Source organism: Streptomyces sp. NPDC002926, from assembly GCF_053591755.1.
Window position 1 is genome coordinate 5,062 of sequence record NZ_JBSFUK010000027.1, and the last position, 24,299, is coordinate 29,360.

At 70.4% G+C, this 24,299-nt stretch carries 19 protein-coding genes and 3 pseudogenes; 20 read left to right on the top strand and 2 right to left on the bottom strand.

All coding sequences use genetic code 11. From position 1 onward, the window contains the following. The first annotated feature begins 625 nt into the window (after positions 1-625). From ACWDZ6_RS27685 to ACWDZ6_RS27720, 8 genes and pseudogenes are all read left to right on the top strand, one after another. The gene (locus ACWDZ6_RS27685) at positions 626-817 is read left to right on the top strand and encodes a DUF6381 family protein (RefSeq protein WP_326653235.1); all 192 of its coding nucleotides are present in this window, start codon (positions 626-628) and stop codon (positions 815-817) included. Positions 818-907: 90 nt separating this feature from the next. After that, a complete protein-coding gene (locus tag ACWDZ6_RS27690; RefSeq protein WP_389187420.1) occupies positions 908-1,282 on the top strand; it encodes a hypothetical protein in 375 nt (124 codons plus the stop codon). A gap of 207 nt (positions 1,283-1,489) precedes the next feature. Beyond that, positions 1,490-2,899, top strand: a complete 1,410-nt coding sequence (locus ACWDZ6_RS27695; RefSeq protein WP_451504996.1) for an NADP-dependent succinic semialdehyde dehydrogenase — start codon at positions 1,490-1,492, stop codon at positions 2,897-2,899. A gap of 57 nt (positions 2,900-2,956) precedes the next feature. Beyond that, positions 2,957-3,127 (top strand): annotated as a pseudogene (locus ACWDZ6_RS27700) (DUF5133 domain-containing protein); the annotation flags it as partial. Between the two features lie 105 nt (positions 3,128-3,232). Next, a complete protein-coding gene (locus ACWDZ6_RS27705) occupies positions 3,233-3,628 on the top strand; it encodes a cell division protein SepF (RefSeq protein ID WP_366734665.1) in 396 nt (131 codons plus the stop codon). 56 nt (positions 3,629-3,684) lie between these two features. Next, positions 3,685-4,830 (top strand): AAA family ATPase, encoded by a 1,146-nt coding sequence (locus ACWDZ6_RS27710; protein ID WP_451504997.1) that lies wholly within the window; start codon positions 3,685-3,687, stop codon positions 4,828-4,830. Next, on the top strand, positions 4,827-5,159 hold the full coding sequence (locus ACWDZ6_RS27715) for a nucleotide pyrophosphohydrolase (protein ID WP_366734663.1): 333 nt from the start codon (positions 4,827-4,829) through the stop codon (positions 5,157-5,159). The genes ACWDZ6_RS27710 and ACWDZ6_RS27715 overlap by 4 nt, the downstream gene beginning before the upstream one ends. Positions 5,160-5,339: 180 nt before the next feature. After that, positions 5,340-5,822: pseudogene (locus ACWDZ6_RS27720) on the top strand (DUF6099 family protein); the annotation flags it as partial. A gap of 351 nt (positions 5,823-6,173) precedes the next feature. Here ACWDZ6_RS27720 and ACWDZ6_RS27725 read toward each other — a convergent pair. Continuing rightward, positions 6,174-6,527, bottom strand: coding sequence for a VOC family protein (locus tag ACWDZ6_RS27725; RefSeq protein WP_451505030.1), 354 nt, complete (start codon positions 6,525-6,527; stop codon positions 6,174-6,176). 234 nt (positions 6,528-6,761) lie between these two features. Between ACWDZ6_RS27725 and ACWDZ6_RS27730 the strand changes: the two genes are divergently transcribed. The 4 genes and pseudogenes from ACWDZ6_RS27730 to ACWDZ6_RS27745 all read left to right on the top strand — a co-directional run bounded on the left by ACWDZ6_RS27730 (position 6,762) and on the right by ACWDZ6_RS27745 (position 9,977). Beyond that, positions 6,762-7,685 (top strand): LLM class F420-dependent oxidoreductase, encoded by a 924-nt coding sequence (locus tag ACWDZ6_RS27730; RefSeq protein ID WP_451504998.1) that lies wholly within the window; start codon positions 6,762-6,764, stop codon positions 7,683-7,685. Between the two features lie 27 nt (positions 7,686-7,712). Then, positions 7,713-8,630 carry a homocysteine S-methyltransferase gene (mmuM, locus tag ACWDZ6_RS27735; RefSeq protein ID WP_451504999.1) on the top strand — a complete coding sequence of 306 codons (918 nt, stop codon included), beginning with the start codon at positions 7,713-7,715 and terminating at the stop codon, positions 8,628-8,630. A gap of 152 nt (positions 8,631-8,782) precedes the next feature. After that, a pseudogene (locus tag ACWDZ6_RS27740) lies at positions 8,783-8,983 on the top strand (amino acid permease); the annotation flags it as partial. 250 nt (positions 8,984-9,233) lie between these two features. Then, positions 9,234-9,977 carry a DUF4118 domain-containing protein gene (locus ACWDZ6_RS27745; RefSeq protein WP_451505000.1) on the top strand — a complete coding sequence of 248 codons (744 nt, stop codon included), beginning with the start codon at positions 9,234-9,236 and terminating at the stop codon, positions 9,975-9,977. A 193-nt stretch (positions 9,978-10,170) separates the two neighbouring features. Here the strand turns inward: ACWDZ6_RS27745 and ACWDZ6_RS27750 are convergent, their stop codons facing one another. Continuing rightward, complete coding sequence (locus ACWDZ6_RS27750) at positions 10,171-12,081, bottom strand: amino acid transporter (RefSeq protein ID WP_451505031.1); 1,911 nt, start codon at positions 12,079-12,081, stop codon at positions 10,171-10,173. Between the two features lie 527 nt (positions 12,082-12,608). On the opposite strand from ACWDZ6_RS27750, the gene ACWDZ6_RS27755 reads away from it, so the two are divergent. The 8 genes from ACWDZ6_RS27755 (at position 12,609) to ACWDZ6_RS27790 (ending at position 24,288) form a co-directional block, all read left to right on the top strand. Then, complete coding sequence (locus ACWDZ6_RS27755; protein WP_451505001.1) at positions 12,609-13,004, top strand: SAV_915 family protein; 396 nt, start codon at positions 12,609-12,611, stop codon at positions 13,002-13,004. Positions 13,005-13,021: 17 nt separating this feature from the next. Then, the gene (lysA, locus tag ACWDZ6_RS27760; protein WP_451505002.1) at positions 13,022-14,374 is read left to right on the top strand and encodes a diaminopimelate decarboxylase; all 1,353 of its coding nucleotides are present in this window, start codon (positions 13,022-13,024) and stop codon (positions 14,372-14,374) included. Between the two features lie 172 nt (positions 14,375-14,546). Beyond that, complete coding sequence (locus ACWDZ6_RS27765; RefSeq protein ID WP_451505003.1) at positions 14,547-16,148, top strand: 3' terminal RNA ribose 2'-O-methyltransferase Hen1; 1,602 nt, start codon at positions 14,547-14,549, stop codon at positions 16,146-16,148. Then, positions 16,145-18,730, top strand: a complete 2,586-nt coding sequence (locus ACWDZ6_RS27770) for a polynucleotide kinase-phosphatase (protein WP_451505004.1) — start codon at positions 16,145-16,147, stop codon at positions 18,728-18,730. Before ACWDZ6_RS27765 ends, ACWDZ6_RS27770 begins: the two co-directional genes overlap by 4 nt. A 223-nt stretch (positions 18,731-18,953) precedes the next feature. Continuing rightward, positions 18,954-19,682, top strand: coding sequence for a Crp/Fnr family transcriptional regulator (locus ACWDZ6_RS27775; protein ID WP_366734656.1), 729 nt, complete (start codon positions 18,954-18,956; stop codon positions 19,680-19,682). 75 nt (positions 19,683-19,757) lie between these two features. After that, complete coding sequence (locus ACWDZ6_RS27780) at positions 19,758-20,672, top strand: hypothetical protein (RefSeq protein WP_451505005.1); 915 nt, start codon at positions 19,758-19,760, stop codon at positions 20,670-20,672. Beyond that, a complete protein-coding gene (locus ACWDZ6_RS27785) occupies positions 20,669-22,963 on the top strand; it encodes a hypothetical protein (protein WP_451505006.1) in 2,295 nt (764 codons plus the stop codon). Before ACWDZ6_RS27780 ends, ACWDZ6_RS27785 begins: the two co-directional genes overlap by 4 nt. Next, positions 22,960-24,288 (top strand): hypothetical protein, encoded by a 1,329-nt coding sequence (locus tag ACWDZ6_RS27790; RefSeq protein WP_451505007.1) that lies wholly within the window; start codon positions 22,960-22,962, stop codon positions 24,286-24,288. Before ACWDZ6_RS27785 ends, ACWDZ6_RS27790 begins: the two co-directional genes overlap by 4 nt. Positions 24,289-24,299: the final 11 nt, after the last annotated feature.

Here is a 24,299-nt window from a genome sequence, read left to right on the forward strand (position 1 = left end):
TCGCCGCCCCCTGTGTCGCCGCCCCCTGTGTCGCCGCCCCCTGTGTCGCCGCCCCCTGTGTCGCCGCCCCCTGTGTCGCCGCCCCCTGTGTCGCCGCCCCCTGTGTCGCCACGTGATCAGCTTAGACGAGGAATGCGGGGGCGGGGTGGGGTTACGGGTCCTGTGGTGCGAGCTCTGGGGGCCGGTTTCAGGGGTTCGATGACCGATGCGCGGGTCCTCCTGCCCGACGGCGAGCGCTTCGGGCCGCTCGGGTGAACGGCTGACGTCGCGAGGCGCCGAGGTCCGTGCCGTCACGGCTTGCCGGGCGCGATAGGGATGCCGGCCCGGGCGCATGGGGCGAGGAGTTCCAAGTGTCGTACCGGGGACCCTGCTTGGGCCGTGGTGCTGACGGTTGCGAACAGTCCGCGGGTGTTCGTACGGCCCGCTGTCGAGATCGCCGGCGTCCCGTAATTCGACGCTGCGTCCCGTACTGGAGTGCTCTCCGCGACAGCCCGCCGGCTGGGCTCTCCGGGTACCTGGGGACCGCCTCGGCGGTCGGTAGCGGACAGTCACCGTTCGACGTGCGGGGGTGACGAGGTCCTGGTTCGCTGGTTGAGCCCGCTCTTCCTACTGTCAAGGAGTGACAATGAGCGCAGCAGGCGAATCCCGAGGTCGAGCGCAGCAGATGCGCGAGAAGGCACAGCAGCTGTCCGAGGCCGCGGAGCGCGCGACTGACCCGCAGGAGCGTCAGAAGCTGCAGGAGAAGGCACGCCGACTCCAGGAACAGAGCCGGCAGGAGGGCTCGATGGGTGGGCAGGAGCAGTCCCCGCCTGCGTGAAGCACCTGGCCATCACAGGCCCATGGCCTCCAGTCCGCCGAGCGGACTGGAGGCCATGGGCAGGCGAGGTACGGAAAGGCAGGAATCACCGTGCAAAGCGATCCGCAGTACACGACACCGGTCGTCGTCACGCTCAGCGATTGCTCGAAGGAGGATGCCGACACCGTCTTCCACGTGCTGGCGCAGTCCTTCACCTCGGACCGCGCCGATGACGATGCACCGCAATACACGTCCCACCCGCACACGACCGTGTGGACGTCGACGTTCGAGGTGTCCCCCGCGCACGCGCCGGCCGTGCCCGTGCAATTGACAGCACCCGTCGAAGTCGGTGTGCAGGGCACCTACTGGGGGGTGGACCGGCTGGGCGAGACGCTGGCGGCGTCGTTCGTCGTGCAGGTGGAGGGCACGGCCGCCGGCGACCAGGAGAAGGACGTCCAGTTGCGACTCGAGAGCGGCATCCGCTAGTCCGGCCCAGGACGCATCAGACCGGCTCGGAGCCCACCGGGCCCGCGCCGAAACCGGTGGCCCGCCCGGTCGCGGAAGCCGCCCGCCCGGCCCGGAGTCCGCCGGTGCGGTCGGCCCGGATGTCCGGCCGGTGTCCGGGCGCTCTGCGTTGCCGGACCGTCCGTACCGCGCAAGTGTCGAAAGACCGAGCTCGAGGAGGACAGTGCCATGCCCATCGCCACGGTGAATCCCGCCACCGGAGAGACGCTCAGGACGTTCGACGCGCTCGGGGCCGAGGAGATCGAACGGCGCCTTGCGCTCGCCACGGCCGCCTTCGGGCAGCACCGCACCACGGAGTTCAGCCGGCGGACGGAGTTGATGAACCGCGCCGCGGACCTTCTGGACCAGGACCGGCAGGACATCGCCCGCACCATGACCACCGAGATGGGCAAGACGATCGTGGCCGCCCGCGCGGAGGCGGCGAAGTGCGCGAAGGCGATGCGCTGGTATGCCGAGCACGCCGAGCGGCTCCTGGCCGACGAGCATCCTGCGGCCGCCGACGTGCGGGACTCCGGTGCCTCCCACGCCCGCGTCCACTACCGTCCGCTCGGCGTTGTCCTGGCCGTGATGCCCTGGAACTTCCCGCTCTGGCAGGTCGTACGGTTCGCGGCCCCCGCGCTCATGGCCGGTAACGTCGGTCTGCTCAAGCACGCTTCGAACGTGCCGCAGACTGCCCTGTACCTGGAGGACCTCTTCCACCGGGCCGGCTTCCCGGAGGGCTGTTTCCAGACACTTCTCGTGGGATCCGGCGCGGTCGAGAACATCCTGCGCGACCCCAGGGTGGCCGCCGCGACACTCACCGGCAGCGAGCCGGCCGGGCGCTCAGTCGCCGCCATCGCGGGCGACGAGGTGAAGAAGACCGTACTGGAGCTCGGCGGCAGCGATCCCTTCGTCGTGATGCCGTCGGCCGATCTCGAACGTGCGGCCCGGACGGCGGTGACGGCCCGGGTGCAGAACAACGGCCAGTCCTGCATCGCGGCCAAGCGTTTCATCGTCCACGCCGACGTGTACGAAGACTTTTGCGAGCGATTCACCGCGGGAATACGGGAGTTGACCGTGGGCGACCCGATGCAGGAGTCCACCGATGTCGGTCCGCTCGCCAGCGAACAGGGCCGTACGGACCTCGAAGCGCTGGTCGCCGACGCCCTGCGCCTCGGCGCGAAGGCACGGTGCGGAGCCCGGCGTCCCGAGAAACTGGACCGGGGCTGGTACTACGAGCCCACCGTCCTCACCGAGATCTCCGCCGGCATGCGGATTCACCACGAGGAGGCCTTCGGTCCGGTGGCCACGGTCTACCGTGCGGCCGGCCTCGATGAGGCGGTGGCCCTCGCCAACGACACGCCCTTCGGGCTGAGTTCCAATGTGTGGACCCGTGATGAAGGGGACGTGCGCCGGTTCGTACGTGACATGGAGGCCGGCGGCATCTTCTTCAACGGAATGACGGCCTCCCACCCCGCGATGCCGTTCGGTGGCGTCAAGCGCTCCGGCTACGGCAGGGAGCTGTCGAAGCACGGTATCCAGGAGTTCTGCAATATGACCACGGTGTGGCACGGAGCCGAGCCGGTCGACAACAGCTGACCCCCGCAGACTTCCGGCCCGCACGGCGGGCCGAGGCCGGGAGCAGGAATCACGCTTCTGCCGGACAGGGCTCTGCTCGCCGGGCTGCTGCGGGGCTGCCGAGCCTGGGAACATCTGGTCACCGAGGAGCCGAAGGACCTGGTCGGACGGCGTCGGCTGGAGGATCTCGCATACACCCTGTGCGTCCTGACGGGACAACGCACCGCGCGTGAGGCGATCGTCGCGGCCGAGTTGTATCTCGGGCTGTCCCGGCCGGACGGATCGACCCGATCCGTGGCCGACTCGCCCGTGTCGCTGTTGGGCCGAACGGGTGAGGGGCGCGAGGATGGTGACATGAGTAGGTACGAGAGGTACGACGTCACCGACGAACAGTGGGAGGGTCTGGCCCAGGTCGTCCCGCTGCGCGGTCGTAACGAGTGGCCTTCGCGGGTCGACCACAACACCATCCCGCAGGACTACGCGGCCGCCGAGCAGCGTCGTTTCGTCGTGCTGCGGGTGCAGGTCTTCGCCGACGCGCGCGAGGTCGCCGAGTACCTCGTCGCTCAGATCCCGGTACTGCTGGACCTCACCGGCGCCGAGACCGAAGTGGCCAAGCGCATCCTGGACTTCAGCAGTGGTGTCGTCTTCGGCCTCGGCAGCGGGATGCACCGGGTCGACCGGAATGTCTTCCTGCTCGCCCCGGTCGGCACGGAGGTCGAGGGGATCGCGGCGGCCGTCCCCCGTTCGTAGGAAGGTCGTCGAGGCGGAACGGTTCGGCGCGTATCCTGCTGCGTACCGTCCCGCTCATGGACGTAACCACGCTCGACGGCACGAACTGCACCCGCCCCACAGTCACCGAACTGCGGCTCTCCGCCTTCAAATCGCACCGGGGTGCGGTCCTGCCCATCGGTCCGCTGACGCTCTTCGCGGGCGTGAGCGGCAGCGGCAAATCGAGCGTCCTGCAGATGTACGAGGCGCTGGCGCGGCTCGGCGCGGGCGACGAGCTCGAAACGGCCTTTCCGGATCCCTCCGCCTGCGTGCCGGAGTGGGCGGAGGCCGACGGACAGGGCCGGCGGGGATTCCGGATCGGCTGCACGGTCGACGGCCCGGCCGGTCCCGTAGAACTCGATCTCGCGGTGCAGGCGGAGCCCGAACTGCGCGTGGTGGGCGAGCGGCTGACCAGCGGCGGGCGCTCCCTGCTGACCACCGCGCTGCGCGATCCCGGACGGTCTTCGGTGCAGGCTGCCTGGCACACGGCAGGGGCCGCGACCGTGACGCGGGCCCCGCTGCCGGACGACCGGCTCGGCACGGCGCTGCTGCCGCTGCGTGTGGCGGGCAAGACGCGGGGCCAGTTACAAGTCCTCGCCGCTGCCGAGCAGGTCGTCGTGGCGTTGCGGTCGGTCTTCGCCTGTGACCCGCAGCCCCAGCGGATGCGTGAGCCGGTGGTGGCGGGGGAGGGGAGGCTGCGGCGCGGCTGCGACAACCTGGCTGAGGTGCTGCACCGCACGCGGAGCCAGTGCGCCAAGCGGCATGCCCGCCTGGCCGCCGCGGCGCGGGTGGGATGCGCGGGCGACGTGGCGGATCTGGCCGTCGAGGAGCTCGGCGACGGAACGGTACGGGCGCTCCTCGGCCGGAGCGGTGCGCGGGGATCGACGCCCGTGGGGCGTCTCGGCGAGGGCGAGTTGAGGTATCTGGCGCTGGCACTGGTACTGCTCACAGGGCCGGGTGTGCTGGCCATGGACCAGGCGGCCGAGGTGCCGGCGGCGTACCAGTCGCTCACCGTTCTGGCGGACGGTTTCGACCGCTGCCTGGACCCGCGCCAGGCGCGGGAACTGCTTTCTCTGGGCGCGGAGATGTGCGCCCGCGGACACATCCGGCTGGTGGGGGCGGTCGCTGATGCGTCGTATGCGCGTGGGGTGGAAGGGGTGACGGTGGTAGACCTGGTGCCGTGACGAGAGAAGACGGACTGGATGTGGCCGGGTTGCAGCGCAGGCTGGCCGAGTTCGCGGCGGCGCGCGACTGGCAGCCGTACCACACCCCGAAGAACCTGGCTGTGGCGCTGAGCGTCGAGGCGTCGGAACTGGTGGAGATCTTCCAGTGGTTGACGCCCGAGCAGTCGGCGCGAGTGATGGAGGAAGAGGGGGCGGCGCACCGGGTGCGGGACGAGGTCGCGGATGTGCTCGCGTATCTGCTGCAGTTCTGCGAGGTGCTCGGGATCGACGCGCTGGCGGCGCTCTCCGACAAGATCGACCGGAATGAGATTCGCTTCCCGGCGAAGTGATTTTCGACCGGTTCGCCGCCCCCTCACGCATGCCTTCGTCACTCTATGGAGTTGGGGAGTTATCCCCATCGGCCTTGGTGTCCACAGATTTCCGAATTCCCCTGGCGTTCAGGCTCAATGAGCTTCACTCTGGGTAATGAACTGAGTGGGCAGTAAGTCGTACGAACGGGGGCGGCGTACATGGATGCGGAGCGGCTCATCGGACTCAGTCGGCACGCCTTGGCGCAGAGCCGGGCGGTGCCTGACATTGTTGCCGAGGCCTGGCAGGCGCAAGTCCTCGCCCAGGCGATCGGCAGCCGGCTGGCGCTGTGCGGGCCACTGGAGCTGAGAGGCGAGGCGCGCGGGCTCAGCGAGATCGGTGGTCGAGGGTGCGGGGTGCTCGACCATCCGATGGTGCGCAGCGGCGGGGTCCGCGCCGCGCAGCTGTCCGAAGTGGCGGACGCGCGGCGGACGTTGATCGGACTGAGTGTGCTGTTGGGTGATGTGGGGATCGCACTGGTCGGCGTCGCGTGCGCCACCGATGAGGAGGGGCTGTACTGGCAGTGCATCGAGGCGATAGACGCCGCTGACGAGTCGAACGACCGGGTGCGTGGAATGCTGCGCCGGCTCGCGGCGCGGGATTCGGAGAGACCGCCCGACACGATCCGGGGCAGAGCCGGTCCGGTGGTTGCGCGGGAGACGATGTCGGACTCGCCCCCCTCGCCGCCTCGCATGCTTCCCTCGCCTTCCTCGCCTTCCTCGCCTTCCTTGCCTCCTTCGTCCTCTTCGTCTCCCTCGCCTTCCTCGGCGGACTCGGTGGGGGAAGTGGACGCGATGGATGCGGTGGACTCGGCGGCGGGGCCGTCATGACCTCGGGTACGGCTTACGACCTCCCCCGCGATGGGGGTCGGGGCGTGCCGGCGTGATGTGGGTCGGACGGTTCAGCAGCACGTCATCGCCCGCGTGAAGACGCGGTCAGGCGGGATCGCCCGCGTGAAGACGCGGTCAGGCGGGATCGCCCGCGTGGAGACGCGGTCAGGCGGGCTGCCACAGCTCGATCCGATTGCCCTCAGGATCGGTGACCCAGCCGAATCGACCGACACCCTCCATGTCCTGCGTTTCTTTGGCCACGTCCGCTCCCTTGGCGCGCAATTGCGCGAGCATCGCTTCGAGGTCGCGGACCCGGAAGTTGAGCATGGCTTGCTGGGTGCGGGACCCGAAATAGTCGGTCTCGGACTCGAACGTCGCGAACACCGTAGGCCCGGCTCCCTGACGCCACAGGCCGTTCTCATCGGCGTCCAGGCCCAGGCAATCGCGATACCACGCGCTCAGGGCCGCCGGGTCGGAGGCCCGCATGAAGTATCCACCGATTCCAAGCACACGTTCCATGCCGCCATCTTGCCAGGACGGCGTCGGGCGGGCCGGCACCACACCATCGCCCAACTTCACACGTCTCCATCGCGGGGGACTTGTTACTGCGCAGCCGTGGCTGCCTCCTCGGCCCGGGGCCCTTCCCGCCGCGCAGCGCGGGCCGCCGGGCTGACGGTTTTCACCCGGGCGAGCCGGTGGCGGTATGGCGCCGGCGGTGGGCTTGACGACCGTTCGAAGGTGCAGGATGGATGCATGGATCTTCGAATCTTCACCGAGCCCCAGCAAGGGGCGAGCTACGACACCTTGCTGACCGTTGCCAAGGCCACCGAGGACCTCGGATTTGATGCCTTCTTCCGCTCCGACCACTATCTGAGCATGGGCTCCGCCGACGGCCTGCCCGGGCCGACCGACGCCTGGATCACCCTGGCCGGGCTGGCGCGCGAGACCAAACGGATCCGCCTCGGCACGCTGATGACCGCCGGGACGTTCCGGCTGCCGGGCGTGCTGGCCGTCCAGGTCGCGCAGGTCGACCAGATGTCGGGCGGCCGGGTGGAACTGGGCCTGGGCGCCGGCTGGTTCGAGGAGGAGCACAGGGCGTACGGCATCCCCTTCCCGAAGGAGAGGTTCGGGAGGCTGGAGGAGCAGCTGGCCATTGTCACGGGACTGTGGGCCACAGACGTCGGCAAGACGTTCTCGTACGAGGGCGCGCACTACCAACTGGCCGACTCGCCCGCCCTGCCCAAGCCCGCCCAGGGGAAGGTACCGGTGCTGATCGGCGGGCACGGGGCCAGCCGGACCCCGCGGCTGGCCGCGCAGTACGCCGACGAGTTCAACATTCCGTTTGCCTCCGTCGCGGACAGCGAGCGGCAGTTCGGCCGGGTGCGCGCCGCGGCCGAGGCGGCGGGGCGCGGGGCGGACGAGCTGGTGTACTCCAACGCCCTGGTCGTCTGCGTGGGCAAGGATGACGCGGAGGTGGCACGCCGAGCGGCTGTCATCGGACGGGAGGTGGACGAGCTGAAGGCGAACGGGCTGGCCGGCTCACCCGCCGAAGTGGTCGACAAGATCGGACGGTACGGCGCGATCGGCGGGTCCCGGATCTATCTCCAGGTGCTGGACCTCGATGACCTCGAGCACCTGGAGCTGATCTCCTCGCAGGTCCAGCCCCAACTGGGCTGAGGCCGAACCGGGCACCTGGGAGTTCTCGTGAAACCCGTCCGTACACTCGCCGCCGCGCTCGCCGAAGGCGTCGTCGTCCTCGACGGGGGGCTGTCCAACCAACTGGAGGCACAGGGCTGCGATCTGTCCGACGGCCTCTGGTCGGCGCGGCTGCTGGCCGACGATCCACAGCAGATCGAAGCGGCCCACACGGCGTATGTACGGGCGGGTGCCCAGGTCCTCATCACCTCCAGTTACCAGGCGACCTTCGAGGGCTTCGCGCGCAGAGGCGTGGCGCGGGAGGAGGCCGCGGGGCTGCTGGCCGGCAGTGTGGAACTGGCGCGGAGTGCGGGTGAGGCGGCTCGGCGGGAGGTGTGGGTCGCGGCCTCGGTGGGGCCGTACGGCGCGATGCTCGCGGACGGCAGCGAGTATCGGGGCCGGTACGGGCTGTCGGTGCCGGAGCTGGAGCGCTTCCACCGGCCGAGGATCGAAGCCCTGGCCGCGGCGGGCCCCGATGTGCTCGCCCTGGAGACGGTGCCGGACACGGACGAGGCGGAGGCGCTGCTGCGGGCGGTCGAGGGGTGCGGGGTGCCGGTCTGGCTCTCGTACAGCATCGCCGGCGAGCGGACCCGGGCAGGCCAGGAGCTGGCGGCGGCCTTCGCTCTCGCCGTCGGCCGGGAGCAGGTGATCGCCGTCGGGGTGAACTGCTGCGAGCCGGGTGACGCGGACCGGGCCGTCGAGCTCGCGGCGGCGGTGACGGGCAAGCCGGTGGTCGTCTACCCCAACAGCGGAGAGCGGTGGGACGCGGCCGAAGGGGCGTGGCGCGGCGGAGTCAGCTACGACCCGGCCGGGGTGCGGGACTGGCTGGCGTCCGGTGCCCGGCTGGTCGGAGGCTGCTGCCGAGTGGGACCGGGGCAGATCGAGGAGCTTGCGGCACTCGTGCCCCGTGCGGGTGGCGGGCGGTAGGGCCGGTTGGCAGCGGGCGGGCGGTATGGGCGTACGTCGGGCCGTATGGCCGTCCGGGCGGGTTCACCGGGCTCGGCCAACCGCCGGCGCCGCGGGGAGTCCCGCCGGTACGCGTTTCCTCGGCCCGCCGTACGGCCCGCCGCACGGTCGGCCGCACGGTCGGCCCTCCGATCGCCGCGTACGTGCGCGAGTTGGCATCCCGTCATCCGGACACTCGGATCACCGTGTTCATCCCTGAGGTCGAATCGGCCCGCCCGTGGCAGCGGGTTCTGCAGAACCAGCGTGGTGTGGTCGTGGCGCATGCGGTGTGTCGTGACACGGACGTGGTGATCTGCAGGCTCCGCTTCCGGCTCGACCGAGCTGCTTTCGGTCGCCGCCCGTGCCTCCTCTGCAGTTCGGCCCTGTCCGAGCGGTGTCCGGGTGGTGTCAGAGAGTCGTCAAGGTCGGCTGTTCCGATGGCGGTAGGGGGGCCAGGGGCGGACTCTGTCCTTGTGGGCGCAGAGAATGCGCTCGGACTTGTCATCGCTGTTTGTCCGGTCGGCCAGTGGTGGCGGCGCCGATCCTCCCGGAGAAGTTCTGAGGCCATGAGATGCGAGGTGGCTCATGAGGACTCCGCTTCGTGACACGGGGGCGTTGGGGGCTGCCCTGCTCGCCCCGCCGGCGGTGGCCGCCGTGCTGGTGCCCTTCCGTACGGACCTGACGGACGCGACGATGGCGCTCATCCTCGTCGTGGTCGTCGTGGCGGTCGCCGCGATCGGCAATCGCGCGGCCGGAGCCGTCGCGGCGGTGTCGTCCGCCGCCTGGTTCGACTTCTTCCTCACCCCTCCGTACCAGCGGTTCACCATCAACGACGCCGACGACATCGAGACGGCCGTCCTGCTGCTGGTCGTGGGCCTTGTCGTGTCGCAGCTCGCCGCCCGCGCCCGGCGGCTCGAGGTCATCACGGTGACCGACGCCGGTCACCTCGCCCGGGTCCACGAGACCGCGCAGCTGGTCCAGGCCAGCGGATCTCCCGACAAGATCGTCGACCATGTCCGACGGCAGCTCATCGACCTGCTGGAGTTGCGGGGCTGCCGTTTCGAGTACGGCAGTCTGCTCGGGCATCCGGCGAGGCTGGAGCAGGACGGCAGTGTGGTCGTGGCGCGGGGGCGCTGGGACGTCGAGCGGCGCGGCTGGCCGGACGGCGAGATCGAGCTCCGGGCCCTCGCCGGCGGCCACTACCGCGGCCGGTTCCTGCTTCAGCCGGGCCCCGCCGTCCCTCCGCTCCAGGCGCGGCTGGTCGCCGTGACGCTGGCCGACCAGACCGGCGCGGCGCTGGACACGGCGGCACCGCGTCTGGAGCAGTGACCCCGCCGACCGGCGAGGACAGAGAAGGACTGGCGTGCGCCGGCCGTCGGGCCTCCGCATCACGGCCCCGGATCACCGAACGCGTCGGCCGCTCTGCGCCTCGACGGGCAGGGTCCCCAACGCTCTCGCCTCTGGATTCCCCCTGCCGGCGACAGTGACCGGTCCGCGCCCCCCTTGCCTAGCGCGGCGCGGCTCAGCCGACGTGGACGCGAGGTCGCCTCGACCGGTTGGGTTCGGCCTCGCGCAGGACTTCGCGGGTGACGGGGGCGACTTCGCCCTGGCCGAAGAGGAAGAAGCGGAGGAAGTTGGTGAAGGGGTTGCCCTCGGTCCACTCGAAGTAGATATGCGGCTGCTGTCCGGTGGTGTCGCGGACGTGCAGGAGCAGGGCGGCCAGGGCGTTGGGGATGGAGGAGGACTCGAGGGTCAGGACCCGGTAGCGGCCGTGCAGCACTTCACCGCGGACGTTCATGCCCGACTCGAACTCCGAGGGGTCGAGGACGGTCACCTCGACGAAGACGAAGTCCTCCTGGGACGGAACGTCGTTGTCCGCCCGGATCTGCTCGATCTTCTCGCGGTACTCCGCGATGTCACGGCGGTCGGGCTCGTTGGCGATGAACCGGATCCTGCGGCTGGCGATGTCCCGTACGAACCGCTCGGCCGTGTCGTCCAGAGTCACGTGGGTGACACGCAGCTCGAAGGCGCGGGCGAGCCGGGACAGGAGCGAGACGAGGATGATCCCGGCGATGAAGCAGGCGCCGATCTTCACACCGTCGGGCCGCTCGATGACGTTGACCACGGTGGTGTAGAGGAAGACCGCGGAGATGACGGCGAAGCCGATGGTCCAGTTGCGCTGCCCGGCGCGGCGGGCGGCGATGGTCACCGCGATCGCCGCGGAACAGATCAGCACCAGCACGCCGGTGGCGTAGGCACCGCCCTGGGCGTCGACGTCGGCGTCGAAGAGCCAGGTGACCAGGAACGCCACCAGGATGAAGACGATCACCATGGGGCGCACGGCGCGCGCCCAGTGCGGGGCCATGCCGTAGCGGGGCAGATAGCGCGGCATCAGGTTGAGCAGTCCGGCCAGGGCGGAGGCACCGGCGAACCAGAGGATGGCGATGGTGGCGACGTCGTACACGGTGCCGAACGCACCCCCGAGGTACTCGTGCGCGAGATACGCGAGCGCGCGCCCGTTGGCCGCGCCGCCCGGCTCGAACTCCTTCTCCGGGATGAGCAGCGTGGTGATGAAGCTGGTGGCGATCAGGAACACGCTCATGATCAGCGCGGCGGTGGTCAGCAGCTTCTTGGTGCCGCGGATGCGTCCCGCGGGCTTCTCCTCGGTGTCGCCGGCATCGCCCTCCACGTGCGGCATGACCGCCACGCCGGTCTCGAAGCCGGACAGTCCCAGCGCCAGCTTGGGAAAGACCAGCAGTGCCACTCCGATCATGGCCACCACGTTTCCGTGCTCGGTGGTCAGGGCGCTGGACCAGTCGGTGACCACGTGCGCGGCGGTGGCGACGTGCCACAGGCCCACGACCACGACGACCGCGTTGAGGGCCAGATACAGGCCGACCAGGACGACGGCTACGCCGATCGCCTCGAGGAAGCCCTTGAGGAACACCGCCCCCAGCAGGGCGACCAGCACCAGGGTCACGAGCATCTGCTGTCCGTGCAGCAGGCTGGGCACGTGCGGATTCTCCACCAGGTGGGTGGAGGCGTCCGCCGCCGACAGGGTGATGGTGATCAGGAAGTCGGTGGCGGCGAAGCCGAGCAGGGTCAGGACGAACAGTTTGCCCTTCCAGAACGACAGCAGGCGCTCCAGCATGGCGATCGAGCCTTCGCCGTGCGGGCTCTCCTCGGCCACCCGCCGGTACACGGGCAGCGCGCCCGCCAGGGTCACGATCACCAGGACGATGGTTGCCACCGGCGACAGCAGCCCGGCCGCGAGCGCGGCGATGCCCGGCTGATAGCCGAGCGTGGAGAAGTAGTCGACGCCGGTCAGGCACATCACCCGCCACCACCGCTGCCCCTTGTGCGCGGGCGGGGGTTCCGTCTCGGTTCGCGGCCCCTGCTGGTGCCTGGCCATGTCGGACAGGCCCGCCAGCATCCACACCCGCAGGCGCTGCCGTGGGGTGACGGCGGAATCGGAAGCCACAGGGGTGGGACTGGCCACCGGGTACTCCTGTCGTATGCAAACGGAATCAGCCATCAACGGGACGGCCCGGTCAGCGTACGCAACGCGGCCCGTGGACGATTCGGCTGGTCAGGGTGGCTGGATACGAGCCGTGGCGCCCCCGGTTGCGCCGCCACTCGATCGCGCCGCCGGCATCCCGGGTGCGGGCTGCCGAGCGGTCGGCGAGCGGCATGCCCCGCTGATGGCGGGGCATGCCGCCCCGATGTCGGCGCCGGCTTCGACGAGGGACGACGCCGCAATCGGCTACCCGTCATCGCGAGACGGCGCAGTGCGGACCGGCCTGCCCGGTGCCCGCGTATCCCGTCAGCGTCGCGTTACGGGTACGGGTATTCCCGTCAAGCACCCGTCAGGGAGGGGCCGTTCCCCTGACAAGCGGGCATAGCGTCACCAGAGCACCCCGGCCGACCCGGCCGCGTGTCGTCTTCTCCGAGGGCAGGACCATGTCTCCAGTCGATCATTCCGAGGACCCCGATCCTTCTGAACGCTTCCCGGCCGGACCTCTCTACGTCCCCGTCCGGCCGGGACCCGCGGGCTGCACAGCCCGGTTCTTCCGCACCCCCCTCGGCGGCCGCACAGCAGTTGGCTTCACCTCCGAGGAGAAGCTCCTCGCCACGCTGGGCACGGAACAGGCCTGCATCAGGCTCTCGGAGCCCGCGCTGCGCGCACTTGCCGCACCCCTGGGCGTCGTCAGCCTCACCGTCGATCCGCAGTTCTCCGCCCCCGCGGCCGCCGAGGGGCGTCATCGCGAGAGTTCTCGGCGTGACCGGAAACCGCAGCACATCGGTGTCCTGCGGGTGACCGGTGCCGCGCCCTCGTCTCGTATCCGAACCTGCTGATCGGCTGAGGAGGCGTCATGTCCATTTCCCTGTCATCGGATTCGCAGACCCTGTCCCGACGCCTGCGCGACACCGACGACCTGTCCGTCTGGCCCCGCTCCGCCCGTCCCGAACCCGACGGGGACGTCTGTGTCGGCGGGGTGTCACTCGCCGAGGCGGCCGACCGCTTCGGTACCCCCTTGTACGTACTGGACGAGGAAGAGGTCCGGGAGCGCTGCCGCACCTATCGCACGGCGTTCCCCGAGGCCGATGTCGTCTACGCGGCCAAGGCGTTCCTGTGCCGAGCGGTCGCGCACTGGGTCAAGGAGGAGGGCCTGGGTCTGGACGTCTGCTCCGCAGGGGAGCTGGAACTCGCCGTCACCACCGGCTTCCCGCCGGAGAAGATTGTGATGCACGGCAACGCAAAGAGCCCCGAGGACCTGCTCACCGCCGTCCGGCTCGGCGCCGGACGCATTGTCGTGGACAGCGCATCGGAGATTGCCCGGCTGTCCGCGATCACACCCGTGGGCACCCGCCAGCAGGTCATGGTGCGGGTGGTGCCGGGCGTCGCGGCCGGCGGGCACGCGAAGATACGCACCGGCACGGACGACCAGAAATTCGGCCTCTCCATCACGGACGGGTCCGCGCAGCATGCCGTTGCCCGGGTGCTCGGCCGGCCGCCCCTGGAACTTGTCGGGCTGCACTGCCACATCGGCTCGCAGATCGCCACCGCCAAACCGTATGTCGCCGCGGTGCGGCGCATCGTCGGTCTGATGGCCCGGATACGGGACCAGCACGGCATCGCCCTGCCACAGCTGGACATCGGCGGCGGGCACGCCATCGCCTACCGGCCCGGCGAGGAGAGCCTCGATGTGGGCGTCCTGGCCGGCCGGATCCGTGCCGAACTCGAAGACGGCTGCGCCAAGGCGAAGCTGCCCGTGCCCCGGCTCACCCTGGAGCCGGGCCGGGCGGTGATCGGCCCCGCCGGGGTTGCCCTCTACCGGGTCCTCGCGGTCAAGCGCACCGGGGAGCACACCTTCGTCGCCGTCGACGGCGGTATGAGCGACAACCCCAGGCCCGCGCTGTACGGGGTGCGGTACGCGCCCCGGCTCATCGGCCGCTCCTCATCGGTGCCGCCGCGCCTTGTCACCGTGGTCGGCCGGCACTGCGAGGCGGGCGACGTACTGGCGGACGGCGTGCCGTTGCCGGGTGACGTACGCCCGGGCGACCTGCTCGCGGTACCCGCGGCCGGTGCGTACCACCTGTCCATGGCCTCCGGTTACAACCTTGTCGGCCGGCCTCCCGTCGTCGCCGTCTCGGACGGCCACGCACGGATGCTCATACGCCGTGAATCGCTGGACGACATGAGCCGCCGGGACATCGGCCTCTAGCGCGCCGGACGTTCCGCCTCTGGCCGCCTCTGACCGGCTCCGTGCGGACCGGGTCGAATCCGGGTCGAAACTCAGTGGTTGCCGCTGACTGCCTCCGATAGCCTCTGAAGCCCGTCCTGGCAGGTCACAGCCGTTTCAGCTCGTACAAGCGAAGGTCAAAGAGGTACGCCGGATGTTCTTGACGATCAGCACGACCGGTACCCCCGAACGTCCCGCCACCGACCTCGGATTTCTGCTGCACAAGCATCCCGACAAGGTGCAGAAGTTCTCCACCTCGCACGGCACGGCGCATGTCTTCTACCCCGAGGCGTCCGCCGAGCGCTGCACCTCCGCGCTGCTGCTGGAGGTGGATCCGGTGGCGCTGGTGCGGCGCGGCAAGGGCAAGGGGCGTGGTGGCGCGCCGGATCCGGCGCTCGCGCAGTACGTCAACGACCGGCCGTACGCCGCGTCTTCGCTGCTGGCCGTCGCGCTGAGCACCGTGTTCAAGAGCGCCCTGCGGGGTGTGTGCACCGCACTGCCCGGGCGCGCCGAGGAGCCGATGCAGCTGCGCGTCGAGGTGCCCGCCCTGCCCGCGCGCGGTGGCGCCGAGCTGGTCCGAAAGCTCTTCGGGCCGCTGGGCTGGGCCTCGGTCGGGGCGGAGCCGGTGGCGCTGGACGCCCGGTTCCCCGAGTGGGGCGACTCCCGCTACGTACAGCTGGTGCTCGAAGGGGAGCTGCGGCTGGCCGACGCGTTGCGGCAGCTGTACGTCCTGCTGCCGGTGCTCGACGACGCCAAGCACTACTGGGTCGCGCCCGACGAGGTGGACAAGCTGCTGCGGGCGGGCGAGGGCTGGCTGGCCGAACACCCCGAGCAGAAGCTGATCAGCAGCCGCTATCTGTCGCGCCGCTGGGGGCTGACCCGGCAGGCGATGGAGCGTCTTGAGCTGGTGCGGCTGGCCGAGGCCGACGACCTCGAGGTCGAGGACGTGGACAACGCCGTGGACGAGACGACGGACACCGAGGAGAAGCCGGTGCCGCTCGCTCAGCAGCGGCGGGACGCGATTCTCGAGGCGCTGCGCACGGCCGGGGCGAGCCGGGTGCTGGACCTGGGCTGCGGGCAGGGCCAGTTGGTGCAGGCGCTGCTCAAGGATGTGCGCTTCACCGAGATCGTCGGCGTGGACGTGTCCGTGCGGGCGCTCACCATAGCCGGGCGCCGGCTGAAGCTGGACCGGATGGGCGAGAGACAGGCCGCACGCGTCAAGCTCCTGCAGGGTTCGCTCGTGTACACCGACAAACGGCTCGGCGGATACGACGCCGCCGTGCTGAGCGAGGTCATCGAGCACCTGGATCTGCCGCGGCTGCCCGCTCTGGAGTACGCGGTGTTCGGGTCCGCCAGGCCGCAGACCGTGGTCGTGACGACGCCGAACGTCGAGTACAACGTCCGCTGGGAGACGCTGCCCGCCGGGCATGTCCGGCACAGCGACCACCGATTCGAGTGGACGCGCGCGGAATTCCGCTCCTGGGCGCGTGCCGTCGCCGAACGCGTCGGCTACGGCGTCGAGTTCGTGGCCGTGGGGTCCGACGACCCGGAGGTGGGGCCGCCCACCCAGATGGCTGTCTTCACCCGGAGCGACGAGACTGGGAAGACCAGGAACACCGACAGGTCCCGGCACACAGACAGGACCGACAGGACCGAGAACACCAGCAGGACCGACAGGACCGAGAACACCAGCAGGACCGACAGGACCGAGAACACCGGCAGGACCGAGGCCGAGAAGGAGGCGAAGGTCGCATGACCAGCACCACTCCGACCACCGCGCCGGCGAGGCGCACGCTCCCGGTGACCGACCTGTCCCTCGTCGTCCTCATCGGCGCCACCGGCTCCGGCAAGTCCACCTTCGCCCGTAAGCACTTCAAGCCCACCGAGGTCATCTCCTCCGACTTCTGCCGCGGGCTCGTCGCCGACGACGAGAACGACCAGAGCGCGAGCGGTGCCGCCTTCGACGTACTGCACTACATCGCGGGCAAGCGGCTCGCGGCCGGACGGCTGACCGTGGTCGACGCCACCAGTGTGCAGCCCGAGAGCCGTCGGCAGCTTGTGCAGCTGGCACGCCAGTACGACGTGCTGCCCATCGCGATCGTCCTCGACATGCCGGAAGAGGTCTGCGCCGAGCGCAACGCCGTACGTCCCGACCGGGCCGGGATGCCGCGCCACGTCATCCAGCGCCACCGGCGCGAACTGCGCCGTTCGCTGCGCGGACTGGAGCGTGAGGGCTTCCGCAAGGTTCACATCCTGCGCAGCGTGGAGGAGGTCGAGAGCGCCGAGGTCGTCCTCGAGCGCCGCTACAACGACCTCAGGCACCTCACCGGCCCCTTCGACATCATCGGCGACATCCACGGCTGCCGCTCCGAGCTGGAGACCCTGCTCGCCAAGCTCGGCTACGAGGACGGTGCTCATCCCGAAGGGCGTACCGCGGTCTTCGTCGGCGACCTCGTCGACCGGGGACCCGACAGCCCCGGTGTGCTGCGCCGCGTGATGAGCATGGTCGCCGACGGCAATGCCCTGTGCGTGCCCGGCAACCACGAGAACAAGCTCGGACGCTGGCTCAAGGGCAGGAACGTCCAGCACACACACGGACTCGCCGAGACCATCGAGCAGTTGGAGAAGGAGGACGACGCTTTCCGCGAGCAGGTGCGGGAGTTCATCGACGGACTCGTCAGCCACTACGTACTCGACGAGGGCAGGCTCGTGGTCTGCCACGCCGGTCTGCCCGAGAAGTACCACGGGCGCACCTCGGGGCGGGTCCGCTCGCACGCGCTGTACGGCGACACGACCGGCGAGACCGACGCGTTCGGCCTGCCCGTGCGCTACCCGTGGGCCGAGGACTACCGGGGGCGGGCGGCAGTCGTCTACGGCCACACACCCGTGCCCAGCACCTCGTGGATCAACAACACCATCTGCCTGGACACCGGAGCGGTCTTCGGCGGCAGGATGACCGCGCTGCGCTGGCCGGAGCGCGAGCTCGTCGACGTACCGGCCGAGAAGGTCTGGTACGAACCGGCCAGGCCGCTCACCACCGAGGCTCCGGGCGGCCGCGAGGGCCGTCCGCTGGACCTCGCCGATGTGCAGGGCCGGCGGGTCGTGGAGACCCGTCACATGGCGCGTATCGGTGTGCGCGAGGAGAACGCCGCGGCGGCGCTCGAGGTCATGAGCCGTTTCGCCGTCGACCCGCGGCTGCTCACCTACCTTCCGCCGACCATGTCGCCGACCGCGACCTCGAAGGAGCACGGATACCTGGAGCACCCGGCAGAGGCCTTCGCCCAGTACCGGGCGGACGGCATCGCCAAGGTCGTGTGCGAGGAGAAGCACATGGGCTCGCGGGCGGTGGCGCTCGTCTGCCGTGACGCCGTGGCCGCGCGCGAGCGGTTCGGCGTTGGGGGTACCTCCGATGCCGGAGGTTGTGGAGGAGGCCCCACCGGCGCGCTGTACACCCGTACAGGACGGCCCTTCTTCGACGACGAGGCCGTCACCGAGGCGGTCCTCGACCGGTTGCGTACGGCCGTCACCGCGGCCGGCCTGTGGGACGAGTTCGGTACCGAGTGGCTGCTGCTCGACGCGGAGCTGATGCCCTGGTCGCTCAAGGCGGCCGGGCTGCTGCGCTCGCAGTACGCCGCGGTCGGCGCCGCAGCCGGGGCCGTCTTCCCGGGCGCCACGGCGGCCCTCGAGGCTGCCGTGGGGCGCGGCGTCGATGTGGACGGACTCCTGGCCGAGCAGCGCGAACGTGCCGCGGACGCCGCCGCGTTCACCGACGCGTACCGGCGCTACTGCTGGACGACCGAGGGGCTGAAGGGGGTGCGTCTCGCTCCGTTCCAGATCCTCGCGGTACAGGGGCGCTCGCTCGCCGCTGTACCGCACGACGAGCAACTGGCGTGGCTGGACCGCCTGGTGGAGCACGACCCGACCGGCCTGCTCCAGGTCACGCGGCGCCTTGTCGTCGAGACCGGCGACGAGGCCTCGGTCGGGGCGGGTGTCGACTGGTGGCTGGAGATGACCGGCAGGGGCGGCGAGGGCATGGTCGTCAAGCCGCTCCAGGCACTCGCGCGTGACGGGAAGGGCCGACTGGTGCAGCCGGGCATCAAGGTCCGTGGCCGTGAGTACCTGCGGATCATCTACGGCCCCGAGTACACCCGCCCGGAGAACCTGGAGCGGCTGCGCAACCGGTCCCTCAACCACAAGCGCTCGCTGGCGCTGCGGGAGTACGCCCTGGGGCTCGAGGCCCTGGACCGGCTGGCCGACGGCGAGCCGCTGTGGCGGATCCATGAAGCGGTTTTCGCGGTGCTCGCCCTGGAGTCGGAGCCGGTCGACCCGAGGCTGTGACCAGAGGCCGCAAAAGGGGCGCACAGGTGCGGGTGAGGGGGCGCACGGTGCGTTCTCGTTGACGCTTGTCCGGACGAGCACCTAGCGTTTTTCACCCCACCGCGTGACGTGACTTCAAGCCATCGGTCTGGTGCTGAGAACGCCATCCGACGTGGGAGGAAGAGCACACCGGCAGATCGCGTGGTCCCCCGGAAAGGGCCAGATGGATCGTTGTGGGGGAACGATGAGTCTGTTCGGTCAGGACCGTTCGTTCCTCGACGCCCTCACCCTCCAGGACCGCCGGGCGCTGCTCGCCGAGGGGGCGCCGCGGGCGTACGAACCCGGTGACGTGATGATCCGCGAACGCGATACGACGACCTATGTGCTGGCGCTACTCTCCGGATGGGCCGTCGTCTCGGTCGAGACGGAGCGGGGCGCCCGGCTCATCCTCGCCCTGCGCGGTACGGGCGAGGTGGTCGGCGATCTCGCCGCCGTCGACCAGGGGCCGCGCAGCGCCACCGTCACCGCACTCGGCCGGGTGGAGGCGGTGGCCGTCTCCGGAGTCCGGTTCAGGGGCTTCCTGGCCGCCAGGCCGCACGCCACATCGCTGATCATGCGCCAGCTCAGCACGCGGCTGCGCAGCGCGGACATCGAGCGCCGTACTCTCGCCTCCGGCACCGTGCTGCAGCGGCTCGCCGCCCGGCTGGTGGAGCTCGCCGAGCGGGCAGGGCGCCGCGGCGACGACGGCACCATGCTGCAACTCCCGCTGCCGCAACACGACTTGGCGGCCGCTATAGGAGCGACTCGGGAGGCGGTCGCCAAAGCCCTGCGCCTGCTGCGGGAGCAGGACGTGGTCCGTACGGCCAACCGCCGGGTGATCGTCACCGATATGGAGGTGCTCCTCCTCCTCGCCCAGGGCCGCGCGCAGCCACCCGGGACACGGCCGCCGGAGAAATCTCCGCCGGCTGTGTAAACGGCTACATCGCCGGCCGCCGCGCCCGCCCAGAGTTGACCTGTCACCAAGCGCCAGAGCACGCAGGGAGTCCTAGTGAGCAGTGCGGGAGCCGTCCACAGACTGGTGATCTTCGGAGACGCCTGTGGATCGGGGAAGTTGGGCCTGGAAGCCAAGAAGCGCATGCGCGCCGCCATGTACGAGGCGTTCTCCGAGGCGCACGCGTCCGTGGGTATCGAGCCGGGGCGGGTCCACCAGGAGGACAGGGGGGACGGCATCCTCGCGGCCCTGCGGCCCGAGGTACCCCCGACCCTCATGGTCGGCCGGTGGGTCGACACCCTCTACGAGAGCTTGCGGGAACTCAACGACGGCAGCGCACGACCACTGCGGTTACGCGTCGGCATGAACGCCGGCCTCGTCCTCGACGACGGCAAGGGCCTCGTGGGACGCGCGGTGGATCTCGCCTGCCGGCTCTGCGACAGCCCCACGGCGAAGCAGATCATGACCACCGCCGACAAGGCAGACCTGCTGATCGTGGTCTCCGACTGGTTGTACGTGAATGTGGTCGCCGAGGGCGGGCGCTACGTCGAACCGGGTCACTACCGCCAGGCGCCGGTCCGGTACAAGGAGACCGACGAGACCGCATGGTTCCACATACCCCGCCGGCCCGAGCCGCCGCTCGGCGACCGGGCCGCGGAGCAGACCGGCGGTGGGCCGGTGCAGGGGGACGGCCCACCGCCACCTACGCCCGACGCATGGACGCCCGGCGACCCGGTTCCGGGCGCTCGGCCGCCGACGACGGGTCAGCCGGGCGCGAGTCAGGACAGCGCGCATCATGACAGCGCGAGTCACGACAGCGCGAGTGGGGGCAACGCGAGTCGGGACAGCACGAATCAGTACAACGCCCATGGAGACATGCAGATCTTCAAGGGCAATGAGATCCACGGTGGCTTCACCGGCATCAACAAGGGCCGGGACCGTTCCGCCCGCGGCAAGGGAGGCGACGCATGAGCGATCAGGACGACTCCCCGCCGCAGGACGAGAAGAACGAGGAACCGCAGTCGCCGGCCTCCGGTTCGGAGAACGGCGGAGCCGACACGGCGGAGCAGCAGCCCGAGGTCAACCCCTTCGAGCAGGCCGGACGCAACCCGCTGGGCGGCTCGGGCGGCACCGGCGGCGCCGGCACCGCACACGCCGCGCGCCGCACCTTCGCGCCGGGCCGCGCCGACCGCACGTATGAGATCCGCGGCGACGGCCAGGTATTCGAAGGCAACTACTTCATCGGCCAGTTCGGCCCCGACAGCAGCCCGCCCGTGGTCCAGGGTTCGGTCCCGCAGGAGGCGCTGAAGCACCTCGCCGATGTCTACTGCGAGGCCTCCGGCTACCACCGGATGAAGCAACTTCTGCGTACGGACGGCCTTCTGGTGCTGTGCGGCGAATCCGGAAGCGGTCGCAAGGCCACTGCCCTCGCCCTGCTCTCCGAACTGGCGGACAACCAAGTGACCCGGCTGGACCCGAGCCACGCGGTCCACGAGATCAGCGAGCAGATGATCGAGGCCGGGGCCGGTCATCTGCTCGAGCTGCCGCCGGACGACGGACGCCGGGAGCCCGAGCGCCGCCGGGGCGAGACCCACACGGAGCCCCGGAGGCCCAGCCGCCTCTCCGAGCTCCACCTCGACAGGTTCAGCGAACTGCTGCGCAAGTCACATGCGTACGGAGTGGTGCTGGTCGAGAGCGGAGACCTGGCCGACCGGCTGCTCCGCGGCCGCTACGGCATGTACTGCCCGCCCGCACCTGCCGAAGAGGTGCTCCACCGTCATCTGCGGGTCCTGCTGAAGGGCGAGCCCGACGGCGCCCTCGACAGCGCGCGGGCGCTCGCCGTGCGTACCGACGTCACCGAGGCCCTCGGCCTCGACGAACTGCGGCCCCGCGAGGCCGCACGGCTCGCCGACCATCTGGCCCGCCGTCAGAAGGACGAGCTGAGCGACGAGCAACTGCTCAACGACTGCGCCACCTTCGTCCGGGCACAGGCCCGGGCGTGGTTCGCGGGCGCCGACCGCCCCGGCACCCTTCCCGAGGCACTGCCGACGCTCAGTGCTGCCGCCTTCCGGATCGCCGTGGCTGTGTTCAACGGCTCCGCCTACAGCCTTACCGCGGAAGCCGCCGAGCTGCTTGCCTGGGAGCTGGCGGTGACGCTGGACCCGGAACAGCCCGTGGGGCGGCGGCTCTTCGGCACGCACGCCGAGATCCGCCCCATGGTCGCCAGGTCCGTACTCGAGGACGGCGAAATCGACCTCGGTGACACCCGGGTACCGATGCGTGCCATCCGGTTCCAGGGCGAGGGCCTGGCCACGGCCGTGCTCCGCGAGGTGTGGCACGGCTACCACAATGTCCGCGGCCCCATGGCGCGCTGGCTGCGGATCCTGTGCGACGATCCGCGCCCCGAGGTATGGGTGCGCGCCTCGATCGCGGCCGGTGTCCTCTGCTCGTGGGACTGGATCTATGGATTCGGTGAACTGGTGCGCCCCATGGCAGCACTGGACAATCCCGTACCGCAGATGGCGGCGGCGACGGCGCTCGCCGAGGCCGCGCGTGACGCGAAGGTGCAGCCGGCGGTCAAGTCGCTGGTGAAGGAGTGGGCCAAGAGCGACAACGACGCGCTGCTCGCCACCGCTGTGCTGGCCCACGGCTATGTCCTGCCGGCCGGCTCGGTCGGCGCCTCGCTCGACGCGCTGGTCAGTGTGGTGCGCAGGCAGGATGACGACGACGTCGACGTGCTTGGCACGGCCTCGTTCAGCGTGATGCGGCTGCTCGCATCCGCCGAGCCCGAGACAGTGACCGGCCGGCTCTCCGAGTGGCTGAAGGACGGGCGCCGCAGGCTCGCCAATCTCGTGCTGATCTCCATGATCGGGACGCTCACGATGCGCACCACCTACCTCTGGGGCCTGACAGAAGTCCCCGAACTCGAGCCGTACGACGCACAGCCGCTCCTCATCGCCCTGCTGGCGACCCGGCCGCATCTCGCGCCGGAACTGGCGGCCCTGCTGCGGCACACACTCGCCACCGCCCGCGCCGGAGAGACGGCGCTGGACGAACTGGGCAGCATGCTGCGCCGGGCCTCCCGCAACGAGGAAGCACTCCGTGTGGTCTGCGGCTTTCTGCCGCTGCTCGCGGAGCAGCGCAGGGACCGCGACCGGCTGCGAAGTCTGCTGGAGGACCTCGTCAGGGACCGCGACCGGCCGTTGAACAAGGCCGCGGCCAGCCGGATGTGGGACGCCGTGGGCGAAGGAGCCGATCGATGACCACTCCCGGGAACGAGGGGCCGCAGGCGGCACAGCGGCACCAAGGACAGCAGCGCCAAGGGCAACAGCGCCCAGGACAGCAGCAGCAAGGACAGCAGCGCCGGCAGGGGCAGAACCAGCAGCCTGGGCAGAACTGGGCACAGGAACGGGAACTGCGCGGGCAACAGCGCCCGGAGCAGGAGAGGGAACAGCACCGGGAGCGTCCGCAAGGACCGCTCGTACGGGAGTGCTCGCCGCCGTACAAACGCCGGAGCGGCCAGATAGCCGCGGTGGTGATGTACGGAAACGGCGGGCACACCGTGGTGTGGCCGGAGCGCCGGGAGAACCACCAGAGGCAGTGGCTCAGCCGGGCGTACACCGTGTTCGAGGTGCTGCTCGGCCGTAACGTCACAGAATTCGACCTCCGGCTGCCCGCCGCCGGCGACGGAGTCTTCTTCGACGCGTCAGCGAAGGTGCACTGGGAGGTCACGGACCCCTACCTGGTGGTCACCCAACGGGTCTGGGACGTCGCCGAGTTGCTGCACGACGAACTCCTCGACGGGTTGCGTGCGGTGTCGCGGCGGTTCGCACTCACCGAGGCGCAGCGCGCGGACGAGGCGGTACGGGACGAACTGGGCGCGGGCCGGCTGGCCCTGGGCCGCGATCTCGGCCTGCGTACCCGCGTCCATGTCTTCGTCGATCTGAGCAAAGTGGTCCAGCGGAAGGTCCAGCAGCGGCACGAGGTCGACCTGGACATGGCCAAGGACGAGCGCGTGGCGGAGGCCCAGCGGCGCAAGGACGCGCACGAACGGCGGCTGGTCGCCGATCGGGCGCGTGAGCTGGAGATCCTGCTGCGGAGCGGCGAGGAAGCCGAAATCGCCCACCACATGGCGCGGAACCCGGACAAGCAGTGGGAGATCCGTCGCGCGATCCGGCAGGAGCGGCGTGAGGGCCAGGCCGACTTCCTCACGGTGTTCAACCGGCTCATCGACACCGGGGTCCTGGAGCGCCATGACATCGGCGAGCCGATGTACGAGGTGCTGCAGTACCTGCGGGAGAGCACCGGCGGCGTGCTCGGGGGCGTCGTCGACCGGGTGCTGCCCCAGCGCGGGCCGCAGCGACCCGCGCTCGGGGAAGGGTCGGTGCGGCCGGAGCCGGACCGGCCCTCCTGGGACGCGGAAGCAGCGAGCGCGGCCGGCGGCCCGGCCCGGCCCGACGACCCGCCGCATGTGTACGAACCGACCCGGGTCGAATCCGCGGCGGAACGGGAACCGGACGAGCGCCGGCCGTCCCGGCGCCGTACGTCCAGGCCCAGCGAGGCATTCGACGACTGGGACGACGAGTGAGCTCCGGCGCC

Excerpts from the sequence above, each read along its gene's own strand:
- ACWDZ6_RS27705 (WP_366734665.1), top strand. The coding sequence starts at position 3,233 with ATGAGTAGGTACGAGAGGTACGACGTCACCGACGAACAGTGGGAGGGT.
- ACWDZ6_RS27775 (WP_366734656.1), top strand. The coding sequence starts at position 18,954 with ATGAGTCTGTTCGGTCAGGACCGTTCGTTCCTCGACGCCCTCACCCTC.
- ACWDZ6_RS27750 (WP_451505031.1), bottom strand. The coding sequence starts at position 12,081 with ATGCTGGCGGGCCTGTCCGACATGGCCAGGCACCAGCAGGGGCCGCGA.
- ACWDZ6_RS27785 (WP_451505006.1), top strand. The coding sequence starts at position 20,669 with ATGAGCGATCAGGACGACTCCCCGCCGCAGGACGAGAAGAACGAGGAA.
- ACWDZ6_RS27710 (WP_451504997.1), top strand. The coding sequence starts at position 3,685 with ATGGACGTAACCACGCTCGACGGCACGAACTGCACCCGCCCCACAGTC.
- ACWDZ6_RS27790 (WP_451505007.1), top strand. The coding sequence starts at position 22,960 with ATGACCACTCCCGGGAACGAGGGGCCGCAGGCGGCACAGCGGCACCAA.
- lysA (WP_451505002.1), top strand. The coding sequence starts at position 13,022 with ATGTCCATTTCCCTGTCATCGGATTCGCAGACCCTGTCCCGACGCCTG.
- ACWDZ6_RS27745 (WP_451505000.1), top strand. The coding sequence starts at position 9,234 with ATGAGGACTCCGCTTCGTGACACGGGGGCGTTGGGGGCTGCCCTGCTC.
- ACWDZ6_RS27755 (WP_451505001.1), top strand. The coding sequence starts at position 12,609 with ATGTCTCCAGTCGATCATTCCGAGGACCCCGATCCTTCTGAACGCTTC.
- ACWDZ6_RS27725 (WP_451505030.1), bottom strand. The coding sequence starts at position 6,527 with ATGGAACGTGTGCTTGGAATCGGTGGATACTTCATGCGGGCCTCCGAC.
- ACWDZ6_RS27770 (WP_451505004.1), top strand. The coding sequence starts at position 16,145 with ATGACCAGCACCACTCCGACCACCGCGCCGGCGAGGCGCACGCTCCCG.
- ACWDZ6_RS27730 (WP_451504998.1), top strand. The coding sequence starts at position 6,762 with ATGGATCTTCGAATCTTCACCGAGCCCCAGCAAGGGGCGAGCTACGAC.
- ACWDZ6_RS27765 (WP_451505003.1), top strand. The coding sequence starts at position 14,547 with ATGTTCTTGACGATCAGCACGACCGGTACCCCCGAACGTCCCGCCACC.
- ACWDZ6_RS27695 (WP_451504996.1), top strand. The coding sequence starts at position 1,490 with ATGCCCATCGCCACGGTGAATCCCGCCACCGGAGAGACGCTCAGGACG.
- ACWDZ6_RS27685 (WP_326653235.1), top strand. The coding sequence starts at position 626 with ATGAGCGCAGCAGGCGAATCCCGAGGTCGAGCGCAGCAGATGCGCGAG.